Genomic DNA, 14,972 nt, shown 5'->3' on the forward strand with positions numbered 1-14,972 from the left:
TCCGTGTCCCGCGAGAACGTCGGCCCCTGCCTCACCGGTACCAGCCGAACCGCTCCGCGATGACCGGCAGCCGGTCGGCGACGATCGCGTGCGCGGCGGCACGCGGGGTCGTGCCGTCGGCCTCCGCGCGGGCCAGCATCAGCTCGATCAGGGCGCGCATCGAACGCCGGGTGTGGGCGAACGCCTCGTCCGCGTCCGCGCCGATGTCGCCGAACAGGGTCCACCACCACCAGGCGTTCGTCCCGGAGTTCACGACGACGTCCGGCAGTACGACGACCCCGCGCGCCGACAACAGTTCCTCGGCCTCCGGCAGCACCGGCATGTTGGCCGCCTCGACGATCCACCGGGCGGTGACCGACCCCTGGTTCGTGGTGTCGACCGCGTACGACACCGCGGCCGGAACCAGCACCTCCGCCTCGACGGACAGCCAGTCCCCGCCCGGGAGTTCGCGGTCGCCGGGACGAAGGACGGCCCGGTCCACGGTGCCGTACGCGTCCCGCGCCGCGAGCAGCGCGTCCACGTCGAGTCCGGCCGGGTTCACGATCGTGCCCTTGACATCGGCGACGGCCACCACTGCCAGCCCCGCGCGCGCGAGGAACCGCGCCGTCGCCCCGCCCATGGTGCCCAGGCCCTGCACGGCGACCCGCGTCCCCGCATACGGCACACCCGCCCGGTCCAGCGCGGCGAGCACCGACTCGGCCACCCCGCAGCCGCCGACCAGTTCGTCGAGCCCGATCCCGTCCACCTCGACCGCGAACGCGTCCGCGAGCCGCCGCCGCGCCGCCACCTCGTCGTCGAGCAGCGGATACACGGCCTGGATCGAGGACACGAGCCCCGCCTCCGCGGCGGCCCGGTCCACCAGATCCTGACTGAGCCCGAGGTCCTCGCCGGTCGTCCAGAAACTCTCGACGTACGGCCGCATGGCCCGCAGATAGCGGACGAGGAGGCCGTACGACACCGGGTCCTGCGGGTCGCAGTCGATGCCGCCTTTGGCGCCGCCCAGCGGGATGTACCGGCCCGCCGGGTCGTAGTGCAGCGCCTCCTTCATGGTCATGCCGCGGGCCAGGCCCGCCACCTCGTCGAGGGTGCAGCCCGGCCGCATCCGCAGTCCGCCGCTGGACACACCCCGCACCAGCCGGTCGACGACCAGGAAGCCCTGGCGGCCGGTGACGTGGTCGGTCCAGGTGAGCGACATCAAAGGGGCGGTCATACGGACTCCTCGCGGCAGGGGCCGACAGGACGGGTGCCGAAGCGCGTACCGGACGGCGGTTACTGAACGGCGAGTCAGTATGGGAAGCGGCGCCGGGTCCTGTCAACGCATGACCTGATTCCGCGCCGCGCCGTCAACCCTGGGGCCGGAACTTTGGTCTTTCCTTGGAATACCGGCCCCGCCCAGCCGATCCACCGGCGTTGTCACAGGGGTCGACCATAATGGAAAGCCTGACCGACTCCACCTGGAGGGACCGTGACCGGAATCCGTACCCTGAGCTCCGGGCTCCGCGCGTTGCAGCCCGCGGCCTTCGGCGCGGACCCGAGCGGCGAACGCCTGGCCCGCATCCGCAGATCGCCCCACTTCAAGGACGGGGTCTTCCAGAACCCCGGGGGCAACACGAACGTCCGCCCCTCCGGCGGCGCGATGCGCGGCATGGGCAAGGCCTACCTGGACAAGGAGGCACGCGTCCACCGCGCCCCCGACGGCACGCTGCCGGTGCACGCCACCACCCTCGCCGACCTGGCCAGGCCCGCCGCCACCGGGCTGCGCCTGACGTGGATGGGCCACTCCAGCGTCCTCGCGGAGATCGACGGCCACCGGGTCCTCTTCGACCCGGTCTGGGGCGAGCGCTGCTCCCCGTTCCCGTTCGCCGGCCCCAAGCGGCTGCACCCGGTGCCCCTGCCGATCGCCGCGCTCGGACCGGTCGACGTCGTGGTCATCTCGCACGACCACTACGACCACCTGGACATGCCCACGATCAAGGCGCTGGCCGACACGGACACCCTGTTCGCGGTGCCGCTCGGTGTCGGCGCCCACCTGGAGCACTGGGGTGTCTCGCCCGAGCGGCTGCGCGAGCTGGACTGGCACGAGGAGACCCGGGTCGGCGGTCTCACCCTGACCGCGACCCCGGCCCGCCACTTCTGCGGCCGGGGCCTGCGCAACACCCAGCACACCCTGTGGGCCTCCTGGGTCGTCGCCGGTGACGAGCACCGGATCTACCACAGCGGCGACACCGGCTACTTCGAGGGCTTCAAGGACATCGGCGCCGCGCACGGTCCGTTCGATGCCACGATGATCCAGATCGGTGCCTACAGCGAGTTCTGGCCCGACATCCACATGACACCCGAGGAGGGCCTGCGCGCCCACCTCGACCTCCAGGGCGGGCAGGCGCACGGGGTGCTGCTGCCCATCCACTGGGCCACGTTCAACCTGGCGCTGCACGCGTGGGCCGAGCCCGGTGAGTGGACCGCGGACGCGGCGGAGGCGGCGGGCCAGGCAGTGGCCACTCCGCGCCCGGGCGAGCCCTTCGAGCCCGGCGCCGAGCTGTCGACGGACCGGTGGTGGACACCGTTCGAGGGCACGCTCGCGCGGCCCTGGCGGAGCGCGGAAGCGGAACCGGTCGGGGTGGAGCCGAAGGCGGCGGCGAACGCGGCGGAACTCGACCTGGCCAACGAGCGCTGACGGGGACGGGCGGGCGACCGGCCGGCCCGGAGGGAGCCGGGCGGGAGCGCTCCGGCCAGTGCGGCGAGCGGGCGTCGGCGGGTTCGCAAGACCCCGCCGACCTTGCGGCCCCGCCTGGCCTGCCGGTTCCGCCAGTTCCGCCGGTCCCGCCTGGCTGGTCCCGCCGATGTCACGTCACCGCAGGGCGGCGAGCCGGCGTACCCCCGTGTAGGCCCCCGTCATGAGTGAGAGCACCAGCAGCGGGAGCCCCAGGAAGATCACCGGGTTCACCCAGCCCGGCACCAGCTCGGTGCCCACGCCGCCCGACGTGACGCACTGCGAACTGACCGGCAGCGTCAGCCGCGTCACCACGTGGTCGCCCGCCGCGCCCCGGGCCGCGCACATCTGGTCCGGGTCCAGGATGTAGAACCCCGACATGGCGCCCCACGCGTACGCGCCGAGCACGGCCGAGCCGGTCAGCGCCGCCACCAGCCCGCAGGTCCCGGGGCTCGGCAGCCGCCACCATCCGTCGACCGGCCGCCGGTGCCAGGCCCGCCAGGCGAGCGCCACGGCGGTGGCCACGCACGCGAACGGTGTCACGAACGGCGAGAGCACCAATATCAGAAACAGAAGAGACGCCACTCCTGTCCGGACAGCACCCGGACAGGATCGGTTCCGCACGCTCGGCGCAGACCCTCCGGCGGACACTGCCCGTGACGTACCGGCAGCGTGACGGAGGAGGGAGCGGATCGGTCGAAATCGCCCGGTCGGACCGAGTCCCGGGTCCCGAGGCGGGCGGGCGGCGGAGCCGGGCGGCAGTGAACTCCCCGCGCCCCGACGCCCGTTCGTGACCGCTTCCGATCAGGGGCGATCGATTCTTTGTCCTTCTTCGGCATCCGGTCGCGCGGGTTATCGGTCTGCCGTGCGAGGCCTCATACCAGAGCGGGACGCTCCCCGTGGGACTTTGTCAACTGCCCACCGCACCTGACGCGTTGACGACTACTGTGAGTGTCCGCCGGGCGACGCGGGGCCGATTTTTTCGGCTCTCCCGACCGGCACCGCGATGGCGTATGCCCGAATCGCGCACCCCGCGCGAGCCAACAGGTCCGACGCACCAGTACGAGGACGCCGATGTCTCAACTCCGTGCACCGGCCGCACGCGCAGACCGCCGTGAGGGCGGCCGGCACGGGCGACCGGCCGCCCGCCCCGTGCCCGCGCTGCCCGAGACGCACATACGATCCCACCTCCTGCGCCTCGCCGTGCTGCCGGCCGTCGCGGTCGCGCTGAGCGCCAGCGCGGCCGTCCTGTTCACCGTCCGCTCCACCGGAGCGCACACCAGCCTCACCTTCTGGGGCGTCCTCGCCGGAGCCACCACGGTCACCTGCGCCGGCATCCTGATCGCCGCCGTGGCCGCCGGCCGCGCGGCCGGTTCCATCAGCGACCGCATCGGCACGCTGCGCCGCGACAGCGCGCGCGGGGAGGCCGAGCTGCGCGACCTGGTCGAGGCGCTGCGCCGCGGTGAGGGCCCGCCCCAGCGCAAGCCGCGCCGCCGGCCGCCGGGCGACGCCGACGACTTCGACCTGCTCGCCGCCGACCTGGCACGCGCCCACGACGGCGCCGTCACCGCCGTCGTGTCCGCCTCCCAGCTCTCCAGCCAGGCCGGCAGCGAACAGAAGGTCGAGGTCTTCGTCAACCTCGCCCGGCGCCTCCAGTCCCTGGTGCACCGGGAGATCTCCATCCTCGACGAGCTGGAGAACGAGATCGAGGACCCCGACCTGCTCAAGGGCCTCTTCCACGTCGACCACCTCGCCACCCGCATCCGCCGGCACGCCGAGAACCTCGCCGTCCTCGGCGGCGCCGTCTCCCGCAGACAGTGGAGCAACCCGGTCTCCATGACCGAGGTGCTGCGCTCCGCCATCGCCGAGGTCGAGCAGTACTCGCGCGTCAAACTCGTGCCGCCCATCGACGGCACCCTGCGCGGCCACGCCGTCGCCGACGTGATCCACCTGCTGGCCGAACTCGTCGAGAACGCCACGGTGTTCTCCGCCCCGCACACCCAAGTCCTGCTCCGCGCCAACCTCGTGACCTCGGGACTCGCCATCGAGGTCGAGGACCGCGGCCTCGGCATGCCCGTCGGCGAACAGAGCCGGATGAACACCCTGCTCACCGACCCCGACCAGGTCAACGTCGCCAGCCTGCTGGCCGACGGCCGCATCGGCCTGTTCGTGGTCTCCCAACTCGCCCGCCGCCACGGCATCCACGTCCGCCTCCAGACCAACATCTACGGCGGCGTACAGGCCGTACTCGTCGTGCCGCAGGCCTTGTTGGGCACGGCACCGGGCGCCGCCGGAGTCATGGGACAGGCGGAGGACACGATGGGCGGGGGCCGCCCGCTCGCGCCTCCGCAGCAGCCCCCACTGGACGGGACGCAGGCCGGGACCGGTATCGCGCGTGAGGCCGAGAGCGGTCGGCCGACGGCCGGTCGCCGGGGCGCGCCCGAGACGACGCCCGCCGGGCCGGGGCGGCACCAGCGCGAGTCCGGGACACCGGGACGGCACCAACGACGGGCCCCCGCGCAGCCCGCCGCGCCGGTACCGAACGGCAGCGGACCGGTGCCGTTGCCGATGCGCGGCGCCCACACCGAGCGAGCCAATCCGGCGGAGGCCGTCCCCGGCATCCGGCCCGACGACCGGCACACCGTGGCGACCAACACCGCCACACCGCCGGTCCCGCGAGGCGGCGCGGTGCGCGGCACCATGGGCAAGCCGCCCCAACTGCCCCGCCGCCGCGCCCAGGAACACATCGCCCCGCAACTGCGCGACGGCCCGGCCCCCCGCCCGGACTCCGAACACCCCGCCGGCCACGACCCGGACCTGATGGCCGCCTTCCAACGCGGCATCGGCCTCGCGGAGGCCCAACAGCACATGGAGGCGGGGGAGTCGACGGAAGGGGGCGACGTGGCTTCGCCGAACACGGGTGTCCCGCATGCCGAGGTGCCACATCACATGGACCGGGCGCCCATGGAGTCGACCCGCACGGAGTTCCCGCACACGAACGGCGTGCACACAGGCACCGGCACCGACCACTTCCTCCTCGCCGAGCACCCCCAGATGCCGCCCCTCACCCTCGCGCCCCACCTGGACGCGGCACCCATAGCCGAGGCGCACGCGCACGCGCCCGGTCACGATCTCACCGCCCGGCACGACGGGAGCGCATCAGCCGGATGACCTCGTACGCCCCCACCCCCACCCGCGCTCCCGCAGAACTTCGTAACCCAAGGAGTCGATCCACCATGGCGAGCGACGCGCCGACCGGCCATGTATCCGATCTCGACTGGCTGATGAGCGGCCTCGTGCAGCGCGTACCGCACACCACCAGCGCGGTCCTGCTCTCCTGCGACGGCCTCGTGAAGTCGGTCCACGGCCTCGACCCCGACAGCGCCGACCACATGGCGGCCCTGGCCTCCGGCCTGTACTCCCTCGGCCGCAGCGCCGGTGTGCGCTTCGGCGAGGGCGGGGACGTCCGGCAGGTCGTCGTCGAACTCGACTCGACCCTGCTGTTCGTGACCACCGCGGGCTCCGGCACCTGTCTCGCCGTGCTGGCCGGCCGCGAGGCCGACGCGGCCGTCCTCGGCTACGAGATGGCGATGCTGGTCAAGAGCGTCCGCCCCTACCTCGTGACCGCGCCCCGCCAACACGCCGTCGAATCCCCTGCGATGAGGCCTTGAGCGTGGCGACGGCCGGCGACGGGCCCTGGTTGGACGACGCGGCCGGACGTCTTGTGCGCCCCTTCACGGTCAGCAACGGCCGTACCCGGCCGTCCATCGCGCTCGACCTCCTGTCGCAGGTGATGGCCACCGGATCCACCCCCCTCGGCTACCTCGGCCCCGAGCACGCGCAGGCGCTCGACCTGTGCCGCGCGCCCGTCTCGGTCGCCGAGGTCGCCGCCCACCTGAAGCTGCCGGCGGTGGTCACCAAGGTGCTGCTGTCGGACCTGGTCGACTGCGGGGCGCTGACCACCAAGCCGCCCGAGTTCCACCACAACCCCACTGACCGGTCTCTTCTGGAGGCAGTGCTCGATGGACTACGACGACAGCTCTGACTACGAGAGCGGCCACGATCCCTTCCCCACCGCGCTGAAGATCCTGGTGGCGGGTGGTTTCGGCGTCGGCAAGACGACCTTCGTCGGCGCGGTGAGCGAGATCGCGCCGCTCAGCACGGAGGAGCTGCTCACCACGGTCAGTGCCGCGACCGACGATCTCGAAGGCATCGAGAACAAGGTCGAGACGACCGTGGCGATGGACTTCGGCCGGATCACCCTCGACCCGCAGCACACGCTCTATCTGTTCGGCACCCCCGGGCAGGAGCGGTTCTGGTTCATGTGGGACGAGCTGTCCGAGGGCGCGCTCGGCGCGGTCATCCTCGCCGACACCCGCCGCCTTGAGGAGTGCTTCGCCGCCGTCGACTTCTTCGAGCAGCGCGGCCTCGGATTCATCGTCGCCATCAACGAGTTCGACGGTTCCTACCGCTACGACCCCGAGGAGGTGCGGGCCGCCATAGACCTCGACCCCGGGATCCCGGTCGTGCGCTGCGACGCGCGGATCTCCAGCTCCGGCGTGCAGACCCTGCTGACCCTCGTACGCCACCTCATCGAACACACCCCGGCGCACGCGCCGAGTCACGGTGCCCACACATGAGCTACGACCCACCGCGTCCGGCCGGTCGGCTGCTGCTCACGCCCGAGGACAAGGAGGCACCCCAACGGACGCGGCGGCTAAGGGGGTTGGGCCTGGGCAAGCACCCGGACCCGGCGCTCGACGCCTTCGCGGACCGGCTCGCCGAGCTCACCGGGGCGCCGTACGCCATGGTCAACTTCATGGACGAGAACCGGCAGTTCTTCGCCGGTCTGCACACGCCGGGCGGTACGGAGCCGCCCCGGGCCGCGAAGGGACGGGAGCACGCCAAGCCCGAGGTGGGCCGGCAGTTGGCGCGCGACTACGGGTTCTGCCCCCATGTGGTGGTCCGGCGCAAGGCGTTGGTGCTGGAGGACGTCTGCGACTATCCGCGGTTCGCGGGCAATCCGGTCGTCGACGAGTTCGGCATCCGCTCCTATCTGGGGGCGCCGCTCATCGACTCCACGGGGATGGTGCTGGGCACCGTGTGCGTCGTGGACACGGAGCCCCGGCCCTGGGGGAGGCCGGGGCTGGAGACGATCAAGTCGACGGCGGCGGAGCTGGTGGCCCGGCTGGAGCGGCTCGGCGGCTTCTAGCCGACCGGTCGTACAGTTGCCGTATGGGTAGGACGAGTGACGCCGGGGAGAAGATCCTCGCCGCCGGACGGTCGCTCTTCGAGGCGCGCGGGTACTCGGCGCTCGGGGTGGCCGAGATCTGTAGGACGGCGGGAGTGCCGAAGGGCAGCTTCTACTACTTCTACGAGTCGAAGGAGGCCCTCGCGCTGGCCGTCGTGGACGAGCACTGGGCCGAGCAGCGGCGGGAGTGGACGCGCGTCCTGAGCGCGGCGGGCGGGGACACCGAACCGCTGGAGCGGCTGCGGCGGCTGTGCGAGGAGACCGAGGCGGGGCTGCGCGTCGGGCAGCAGGGCCGCGGGTCCGTGCTGGGCTGTCTGTTCGGCAATCTCAGCCTGGAGATGAGCCACCGGACCGACGCCGTGCGCGCCCGGCTCCAGGAGATCTTCGACGCCCAGGTCGAGATGGTCGAAGCGGTCGTGGTCGAGGCGCGTGAGCGCGGGGACGTCACCGTCACCGACACCCGGGAGGCGGCACGGTCCGTGGTCGCGCAGCTGGAGGGCCAGGTGATGTTCGCCAAGCTCTACAACAACACCGGTCGGCTGAGCCCGCTGTGGGCCAACTGCCTCGCCCTGCTCGGCGCCCGCCCCGCCCACCTGGCCTGATCAGCCGCCCGCGTCCGTGGGCGCGGCCCGCCGTCCCCGCTCCGGCACGGAGCGTCGTACCGCCACCGCGTGGTGCGGGAGAGCCGCGCGCAGGACGGCGGCGGCGACGGCCGCGGCGAGGACCACCAGGGCGGCGAGCAGCAGGGCCGGGCGGTAGCCGTGGCGCAGCAGCGGGGCGACGGCGAGCGGGCCGAGGATCTGGCCCACGGAGTATCCGGCGGTCAGCAGCGCCACCGAGCGCGGGAAGCGCAGGTCGGTCCCGGTGGCCAGGGCGAGGGTGCTGACGCCGATGAAGGTCGCGCCGAACAGCAGGGCCGAGACCAGGGCCGCGGCCACCCCGCCGGCCAGCGCGGGCAGTGCGATGCCGACCGCCTGGATCACCAGCGCCACCAGCAGCAGTCCGGGCCGTGACCAGCGGCGGCCGAGCCGGGCCCAGAGCGCGGACGACGGTACGGCGGCCAGTCCGACGAGCACCCACGCACCGCCCCCGATCCAGCCGGGCGAACCCTGCGCGATGGCGGCGACCAGGAAGGTCCCGGCGACGATGTAGCCGACGCCCTCCAGGCTGTAGCTGACGAACAGGGCGACGAAACGGCGGTCGAGCGTCGGTCGCGGGGCGCGGGCCGCCGGCGCCGAGGACACCGGGACGGTCGGCACCTCGGGCCGTAGATTCCAGGAGGCCGCCGCCAGCACCGTGGCGAGCGCCGCCGATGCCCACCACGCGGTCCGCCAGTCGGCGACCGGGCGTACGGCGAGGACCAGGAGTCCGGAGAGCGCGATGCCGGCGCCGACGCCGCCGAAGCCCCAGCCGGGCAGATGCGGCGGGTGCTCGCGCAGGTGGCCGAGGAGCGAGCCGACCGCGACGACGAAGATCAGCGCGCTGGCCGCGCCCGCCGACAGCCGCAGCACCAGCCACAGTGCGGTGCTGTGCGTGGCGGGCATCGCGGCGAGCGTGCCGATGAGCAGGACGAGCGCTCCGCGCAGGGTCGCGCGGGAGCGGACCAGTGCGGGGGAGAGGGTGCCGGCGAGCGCGCCGAAGAGGTAGCCGACGTAGTTGGCGGTGGCGAGATGGGCGCCGGCGCCGGTCGACAGGCCCGCCTGGGTGTGCATCAGCGGGAGGATCGGGGTGTAGACGAAGCGGCCGACCCCCATGCCCGCCGCGAGCGCGGCGGCCACCCGGGCGACATGCGCCCAGGGCGAGGGGAGGGGCCCCTCGGCCCTGGGCGAGGGTATCGGGCCGCTGCGGCTCATGGCAGTGAACTCCCTTGTGGGCGCCGGGAGTCAATGGGTCCGCTCTGCATGGCCGGGGTCGTTCGGGTGCGGCTCCAGCGGGGTGACGGCGAAGGTCATCCACGGGGCGAGGGGCAGTGTGCCGAGCACCTTCTCGTGGAGCTGGTCCTCGTCGTCGGCGAGCCAGACACCGATGCTGCGCCGTTCGCCGACCGGGCGCCACAGCCGTCCCAGGTGGCCGGTCGCGGCCAGCTCACGGGAGCGGACGGCCTCGGCGGCGCGCCGCCGGTCGACCTCCTCCGGCGCCGTGCCCTCGGGGACGGTGGTGGTGATCTCGACCAGGAACTCTCGCATGACCTCGCTCCGTTCGGGCCCGCCCGGCCGGTGACAGGGTGCCGGGTCTCCTTGCCCTCATCGTGGCCCGGGACCGGCGCGGGCGCCACGACGGGCTCGCTCCCTGCTGGGAGATACGGCCTATCAGCCCGCGTAGCATGACAGGCGTGGAGCTGCGCCAACTGAGGTACTTCGTCGCCGTGGCCGAGGAGCTGAACTTCGGCCGGGCCGCCGACCGCCTCCTGATCGCGGGCCCCTCCCTCTCCCAGCAGATCAAGGCCCTCGAACGCGATCTGGGCGTACGGCTCTTCGACCGCGACCGCCGCTCGGTCTCCCTCACCCCGGCCGGTGCCGCGCTGCTCCCGCACACCCGCGCCCTGCTGGAGCGCGCCGACGACCTGCGGCGCCGGGCCGGCCGGCTCGCGGGCTCGGAGGCGGTCCGGCTCGGCTACGTCAACTGGCTCCCCGCCGACCTGAGCGCCCGCACCGCCGGCGCGGCCCAGGTGCATGTGGACGCCTGGATCGCGCCCTCGCACACACAGGCCGCCCGGGTCGCGGACGGCAGCCTGGACCTCGCGGTGTGCTGGGTACGGGACGAGGACCTCGAGCGGCACGGGCTGCGGGCCCGGCTGCTCGGCGCGGACCGGCTGTACGCGGTGGCCACGGGCACCGACACCGGTGACGTACGGGCCCGCGACACAGCCGTCCTCGTCGACGACGACACCCGGTCCTGGTCGTCCTGGAACGTCTACGCCGAGCGGCTGGCCCACGACACCGGGGCGCACGTGGTGCCCGTCTCGGACGGCGGGATCACCGGCCCCGCGTTCTTCGACCACGTCCGCCGCAGCCGCCGCCCGGTCGTCAACTCGCCCAAGGGGCAGACCACTTCGCTGCCGCCCGACCTCGTACGCCGTGAGATCGCCGGGCCCTCGGTGCACTGGACCTGGTCGCTGGTGTGGCGCGAGGGCGAGACGCGTGCGGCCGTGTCGGCCGCCGTGGACGCGCTGTGCGCCGGCGTCGGAGACCTCGGGCTGCGCGCCCCGGACGCCTGGCTGCCCGAGGGCGACCCGCACCGCTGACGTGCACTGGGAGGCCGGACCTCCCAGCAGTGAGGATTCCGGTCCTGGGAAAAGCCCCTTCGACCTTTGCCTTCTCCCGTCCGGGAGGTCTACGTTCGCGGATAGGCGACCGGTCGTCTAGTAACAACGGCCGATCGGGAGCACCGCACCGCACCCACCACTCGAAGAAGGTCGTCATGAGCACTCGGAACCAGAAGGTCGCGATCGTCACCGGCGCCTCGCAGGGCATCGGAGCGGGCGTCGTCGACGCCTACCGCAAGCTCGGCCACGCCGTCGTCGCCACCTCGCGCACCATCGCCCCCGCCGACGACGCGGACGTCCTGACCGTCCAGGGCGACATCGCCGACCCGACCACCGCCGAGCGGGTCGTGGCCGCCGCGCTCGATCGCTTCGGCCGGATCGACACCGTGGTCAACAACGCGGGCGTCTTCGTCGCCAAGCCCTTCACCGAGTACACGGCCGACGACTACGCGACCGTGCTCGGCGTCAACCTCGCCGGGTTCTTCCGGCTCACCCAGCTGGCCGTCCCGCATCTGCTCGACCAGGGCGGCGGCCACATCGTCAGCGTCACCACCAGCCTGGTCGACAACGCGGACGCCCGCGTCCCCTCCGTCCTGGCCTCGCTGACCAAGGGCGGCATCCAGTCCGCCACCAAGTCCCTCGCCGTCGAGTACGCCACCCGGGGCATCCGCGTCAACGCCGTGTCGCCGGGCACCATCAAGACCCCGATGCACCCGGCGGAGACCCACCCGGGCCTCGCCGCCCTGCACCCGGTGGGCCGGATGGGCGAGGTGAGCGACATCGTCGACGCCGTGGTCTTCTTGGAGAACGCCCCCTTCGTCACCGGCGAGATCCTGCATGTCGACGGCGGCATGAGCGCCGGTCACTGAGAAAGGTCGACCGAGATGAACAGCGGGAACGACGACGAACTCGTCCTGCGCGGGGTCCTGGACCCCTGGAAAGCGGCCGTGGACGCCCATGAACCGGAAGAGGTGGCCCGGCTCTTCACCGAGGACGCGATCTTCCAGGGGTTGCACCCCTTCAGCGTCGGCCGCCCCGGGGTCGCCGCGTACTACGCCTCCCAGCCTCTCGGCATGAAGGCGGCCTACCGGGTCCTGGAGACCCGCCGGTACGCCGACGACCTCGTACTCGGTTATCTGGACGCGGAGTTCACGTTCACCGACCGGCCGCCGGTCGACGTCAAGCTCGCCGTGCTGGTGCGGCGGCTGGAGGACGGCGGCTGGTACATCGCCCACTACCAGGTGTCGCGGCCGGCCGGGTGACAGGTGTGAAGGAAAGCTGCGACACCGCTTAAGAAAACCTCGATGGACCCGGGCGTTCCGGTAGGGCAGATTGCTAGCACATCCACCCCTCGCCCCGGACGGGCCCGCTCGCCGTGCCCGCGCCCGGGACCTCACCCACAGGAGCCGTAGCGTTGAAGGCGCTGGTCAAGGAGAAGGCGGAGCCCGGGCTGTGGCTCGTGGACGTCCCCGAGCCCGCCGTCGGACCCGGCGACGTACTGATCAAGGTGCTGCGCACCGGGATCTGCGGCACCGACCTGCACATCCGGGCCTGGGACGGGTGGGCGCGTCAGGCGATCCGCACCCCGCTCGTGCTCGGGCACGAGTTCGTCGGCGAGGTGGTCGGCACCGGCCGGGACGTCACCGACATCGCGGTCGGTGAACTGGTCAGCGGCGAGGGCCACTTGGTGTGCGGCAAGTGCCGCAACTGCCTCGCCGGGCGCCGCCACCTGTGCCGTGCCACGGTCGGGCTCGGCGTCGGCCGGGACGGCGCCTTCGCGGAGTACGTGGCGCTGCCCGCCGCCAATGTGTGGGTGCACCGCGTTCCCGTCGACCTCGATGTGGCCGCGATCTTCGACCCGTTCGGCAACGCCGTGCACACCGCGCTGTCGTTCCCGCTGGTCGGCGAGGACGTGCTGATCACCGGCGCGGGCCCGATCGGCCTGATGGCGGCGGCGGTCGCCCGGCACGCGGGCGCGCGGAACATCATGGTGACCGACGTCAGCGAGGAACGCCTCGCCCTGGCCCGCAAGATCGGCGTGAGTCTCGCCCTGAACGTGACGGACGCCCGGATCGCGGACGGGCAGCGGGAGTTGGGCCTGCGTGAGGGCTTCGACATCGGCCTGGAGATGTCCGGCCGCCCCGAGGCGATGCGCGACATGATCGCCAACATGACCCACGGCGGCCGGATCGCCATGCTGGGACTGCCCGCCGAGGAGTTCCCCGTCGACTGGTCCCGCGTCGTCACCTCGATGCTCACCATCAAGGGCATCTACGGCCGGGAGATGTTCGAGACCTGGTACGCGATGTCGGTCCTGCTGGAGGGCGGCCTCGACCTCGCGCCCGTGATCACCGGCCGCTACGGACACCGCGACTTCGAGGCGGCGTTCGCGGACGCGGCGAGCGGACGCGGCGGCAAGGTCATCCTGGACTGGACTCTCTGACAGTTCTCTTCAGTGGATCCTTCCAACAGGTCTCTCCAACAGGACTCTCCAGCAAGGGAATTGATGATGTTCGACTCCGTGCGCGACGACCTCAGCGCCACCCTCGACGAGATCCGCGCCGCCGGACTGCACAAGCCCGAGCGGGTGATCGGCTCCCCGCAGTCCGCGACCGTGAACGTCACCTCGGGCGGCCGGCCCGGCGAGGTCCTCAACTTCTGCGCCAACAACTACCTCGGCCTCGCCGACCACCCCGAGGTCGTCGCCGCCGCCCACGCGGCCCTCGACCGGTGGGGCTACGGCATGGCCTCCGTGCGCTTCATCTGCGGTACGCAGGAGGTCCACAAGGAACTGGAGGCACGCCTGTCCTCCTTCCTCGGCCAGGAGGACACGATCCTCTACTCCTCCTGCTTCGACGCCAACGGCGGTGTCTTCGAAACCCTGTTGGGCCCCGAGGACGCGGTGATCTCCGACGCCCTCAACCACGCCTCGATCATCGACGGCATCCGCCTCTCCAAGGCCCGCCGCTTCCGGTACGCGAACCGTGACATGGCCGACCTGGAACAGCGGTTGAAGGAAGCGTCGGGCGCCCGGCGCAAGCTGATCGTCACCGACGGCGTCTTCTCCATGGACGGCTATGTCGCCCCGCTGCGCGAGATCTGCGACCTCGCCGAGCGCTACGACGCGATGGTCATGGTCGACGACTCCCACGCCGTCGGCTTCGTCGGCCCCGGCGGCCGGGGCACCCCCGAACTGCACGGCGTCATGGACCGCGTCGACATCATCACGGGCACCCTCGGCAAGGCGCTCGGCGGCGCCTCCGGCGGGTACGTCGCCGCGCGCGCCGAGATCGTCGCCCTGCTCCGCCAGCGATCACGGCCCTACCTCTTCTCGAACACCCTGGCCCCGGTGATCGCCGCGGCCTCCCTCAAGGTGCTCGACCTGCTGGAGTCCGCGGACGACCTGCGTGTCCGGCTCGCCGAGAACACGGCCCTGTTCCGCCGCCGGATGACCGAGGAGGGCTTCGACGTCCTCCCCGGTGACCACGCCATCGCGCCCGTGATGATCGGCGACGCGGCGGTGGCCGGCCGGATGGCGGAACTGCTGCTGGAGCGGGGCGTGTACGTGATCGGCTTCTCGTACCCGGTCGTCCCGCAGGACAAGGCCCGTATCCGGGTCCAGTTGTCCGCCGCGCACTCGACGCGGGACGTCCACACGGCGGTGGACGCGTTCGTCGCGGCGCGGGCCGAGCTGGCGGAACCGACGGTCTGAGCGGTCCGTGGATGGTCCGTGGCGGTCACCGCCC

At 72.5% G+C, this 14,972-nt stretch carries 16 protein-coding genes; 12 read left to right on the forward strand and 4 right to left on the reverse strand.

Annotated elements, in window-relative coordinates; all coding sequences use genetic code 11:
- Nucleotides 1-31: 31 nt before the first annotated feature.
- Nucleotides 32-1,210 carry a Glu/Leu/Phe/Val dehydrogenase dimerization domain-containing protein gene (locus ACIQPR_RS08115; protein WP_403643734.1) on the reverse strand — a complete coding sequence of 393 codons (1,179 nt, stop codon included), beginning with the start codon at nt 1,208-1,210 and terminating at the stop codon, nt 32-34.
- A gap of 255 nt (nt 1,211-1,465) precedes the next feature.
- Between ACIQPR_RS08115 and ACIQPR_RS08120 the strand changes: the two genes are divergently transcribed.
- Nucleotides 1,466-2,674 carry an MBL fold metallo-hydrolase gene (locus ACIQPR_RS08120; RefSeq protein WP_403643737.1) on the forward strand — a complete coding sequence of 403 codons (1,209 nt, stop codon included), beginning with the start codon at nt 1,466-1,468 and terminating at the stop codon, nt 2,672-2,674.
- Nucleotides 2,675-2,848: 174 nt separating this feature from the next.
- Here the strand turns inward: ACIQPR_RS08120 and ACIQPR_RS08125 are convergent, their stop codons facing one another.
- Nucleotides 2,849-3,235: a hypothetical protein gene (locus tag ACIQPR_RS08125; protein WP_403643740.1), complete on the reverse strand. Its 387-nt coding sequence runs from the start codon at nt 3,233-3,235 to the stop codon at nt 2,849-2,851.
- A gap of 549 nt (nt 3,236-3,784) precedes the next feature.
- Between ACIQPR_RS08125 and ACIQPR_RS08130 the strand changes: the two genes are divergently transcribed.
- The 6 genes from ACIQPR_RS08130 to ACIQPR_RS08155 all read left to right on the forward strand — a co-directional run bounded on the left by ACIQPR_RS08130 (nt 3,785) and on the right by ACIQPR_RS08155 (nt 8,563).
- On the forward strand, nt 3,785-5,881 hold the full coding sequence (locus ACIQPR_RS08130) for a sensor histidine kinase (RefSeq protein WP_403643743.1): 2,097 nt from the start codon (nt 3,785-3,787) through the stop codon (nt 5,879-5,881).
- A gap of 65 nt (nt 5,882-5,946) precedes the next feature.
- On the forward strand, nt 5,947-6,381 hold the full coding sequence (locus tag ACIQPR_RS08135; protein ID WP_356059620.1) for a roadblock/LC7 domain-containing protein: 435 nt from the start codon (nt 5,947-5,949) through the stop codon (nt 6,379-6,381).
- A 2-nt stretch (nt 6,382-6,383) separates the two neighbouring features.
- On the forward strand, nt 6,384-6,755 hold the full coding sequence (locus tag ACIQPR_RS08140) for a DUF742 domain-containing protein (protein ID WP_200708959.1): 372 nt from the start codon (nt 6,384-6,386) through the stop codon (nt 6,753-6,755).
- Complete coding sequence (locus tag ACIQPR_RS08145; protein WP_403643746.1) at nt 6,733-7,350, forward strand: GTP-binding protein; 618 nt, start codon at nt 6,733-6,735, stop codon at nt 7,348-7,350. The genes ACIQPR_RS08140 and ACIQPR_RS08145 overlap by 23 nt, the downstream gene beginning before the upstream one ends.
- A complete protein-coding gene (locus ACIQPR_RS08150; protein ID WP_403643749.1) occupies nt 7,347-7,922 on the forward strand; it encodes a GAF domain-containing protein in 576 nt (191 codons plus the stop codon). The genes ACIQPR_RS08145 and ACIQPR_RS08150 overlap by 4 nt, the downstream gene beginning before the upstream one ends.
- A gap of 23 nt (nt 7,923-7,945) precedes the next feature.
- Nucleotides 7,946-8,563 (forward strand): TetR/AcrR family transcriptional regulator, encoded by a 618-nt coding sequence (locus ACIQPR_RS08155; protein WP_403643752.1) that lies wholly within the window; start codon nt 7,946-7,948, stop codon nt 8,561-8,563.
- Here the strand turns inward: ACIQPR_RS08155 and ACIQPR_RS08160 are convergent, their stop codons facing one another.
- Both ACIQPR_RS08160 and ACIQPR_RS08165 read right to left on the reverse strand, forming a co-directional pair.
- The gene (locus ACIQPR_RS08160; RefSeq protein ID WP_403643755.1) at nt 8,564-9,814 is read right to left on the reverse strand and encodes a YbfB/YjiJ family MFS transporter; all 1,251 of its coding nucleotides are present in this window, start codon (nt 9,812-9,814) and stop codon (nt 8,564-8,566) included.
- Between the two features lie 30 nt (nt 9,815-9,844).
- Nucleotides 9,845-10,147, reverse strand: coding sequence for a muconolactone Delta-isomerase family protein (locus ACIQPR_RS08165; RefSeq protein WP_403643758.1), 303 nt, complete (start codon nt 10,145-10,147; stop codon nt 9,845-9,847).
- A 137-nt stretch (nt 10,148-10,284) separates the two neighbouring features.
- On the opposite strand from ACIQPR_RS08165, the gene ACIQPR_RS08170 reads away from it, so the two are divergent.
- The 5 genes from ACIQPR_RS08170 (at nt 10,285) to ACIQPR_RS08190 (ending at nt 14,938) form a co-directional block, all read left to right on the forward strand.
- The gene (locus ACIQPR_RS08170; protein WP_403643761.1) at nt 10,285-11,205 is read left to right on the forward strand and encodes a LysR family transcriptional regulator; all 921 of its coding nucleotides are present in this window, start codon (nt 10,285-10,287) and stop codon (nt 11,203-11,205) included.
- A 176-nt stretch (nt 11,206-11,381) separates the two neighbouring features.
- Entirely contained in the window at nt 11,382-12,095 is a 714-nt protein-coding gene (locus ACIQPR_RS08175) for an SDR family NAD(P)-dependent oxidoreductase (protein ID WP_403643764.1), read from the forward strand.
- A 15-nt stretch (nt 12,096-12,110) separates the two neighbouring features.
- A complete protein-coding gene (locus tag ACIQPR_RS08180) occupies nt 12,111-12,488 on the forward strand; it encodes an SgcJ/EcaC family oxidoreductase (RefSeq protein WP_403643767.1) in 378 nt (125 codons plus the stop codon).
- Nucleotides 12,489-12,640: 152 nt separating this feature from the next.
- Nucleotides 12,641-13,669 carry an L-threonine 3-dehydrogenase gene (gene tdh / locus ACIQPR_RS08185; protein WP_403643770.1) on the forward strand — a complete coding sequence of 343 codons (1,029 nt, stop codon included), beginning with the start codon at nt 12,641-12,643 and terminating at the stop codon, nt 13,667-13,669.
- Between the two features lie 66 nt (nt 13,670-13,735).
- Complete coding sequence (locus ACIQPR_RS08190) at nt 13,736-14,938, forward strand: glycine C-acetyltransferase (protein WP_403643772.1); 1,203 nt, start codon at nt 13,736-13,738, stop codon at nt 14,936-14,938.
- The last annotated feature ends 34 nt before the right edge of the window (nt 14,939-14,972 follow it).

Source organism: Streptomyces sp. NPDC091280, from assembly GCF_044768565.1.
Lineage (GTDB): Bacteria > Actinomycetota > Actinomycetes > Streptomycetales > Streptomycetaceae > Streptomyces.

Bases quoted from the DNA above. Each gene is read 5' to 3' on its own strand.
- ACIQPR_RS08170 (WP_403643761.1), top strand. From the start codon at position 10,285: ATGACAGGCGTGGAGCTGCGCCAACTGAGGTACTTCGTCGCCGTGGCC.
- ACIQPR_RS08155 (WP_403643752.1), top strand. From the start codon at position 7,946: ATGGGTAGGACGAGTGACGCCGGGGAGAAGATCCTCGCCGCCGGACGG.
- ACIQPR_RS08180 (WP_403643767.1), top strand. From the start codon at position 12,111: ATGAACAGCGGGAACGACGACGAACTCGTCCTGCGCGGGGTCCTGGAC.
- ACIQPR_RS08190 (WP_403643772.1), top strand. From the start codon at position 13,736: ATGTTCGACTCCGTGCGCGACGACCTCAGCGCCACCCTCGACGAGATC.
- ACIQPR_RS08165 (WP_403643758.1), bottom strand. From the start codon at position 10,147: ATGCGAGAGTTCCTGGTCGAGATCACCACCACCGTCCCCGAGGGCACG.
- ACIQPR_RS08175 (WP_403643764.1), top strand. From the start codon at position 11,382: ATGAGCACTCGGAACCAGAAGGTCGCGATCGTCACCGGCGCCTCGCAG.
- ACIQPR_RS08150 (WP_403643749.1), top strand. From the start codon at position 7,347: ATGAGCTACGACCCACCGCGTCCGGCCGGTCGGCTGCTGCTCACGCCC.
- ACIQPR_RS08130 (WP_403643743.1), top strand. From the start codon at position 3,785: ATGTCTCAACTCCGTGCACCGGCCGCACGCGCAGACCGCCGTGAGGGC.
- ACIQPR_RS08160 (WP_403643755.1), bottom strand. From the start codon at position 9,814: ATGAGCCGCAGCGGCCCGATACCCTCGCCCAGGGCCGAGGGGCCCCTC.
- ACIQPR_RS08115 (WP_403643734.1), bottom strand. From the start codon at position 1,210: ATGACCGCCCCTTTGATGTCGCTCACCTGGACCGACCACGTCACCGGC.
- ACIQPR_RS08135 (WP_356059620.1), top strand. From the start codon at position 5,947: ATGGCGAGCGACGCGCCGACCGGCCATGTATCCGATCTCGACTGGCTG.
- ACIQPR_RS08145 (WP_403643746.1), top strand. From the start codon at position 6,733: ATGGACTACGACGACAGCTCTGACTACGAGAGCGGCCACGATCCCTTC.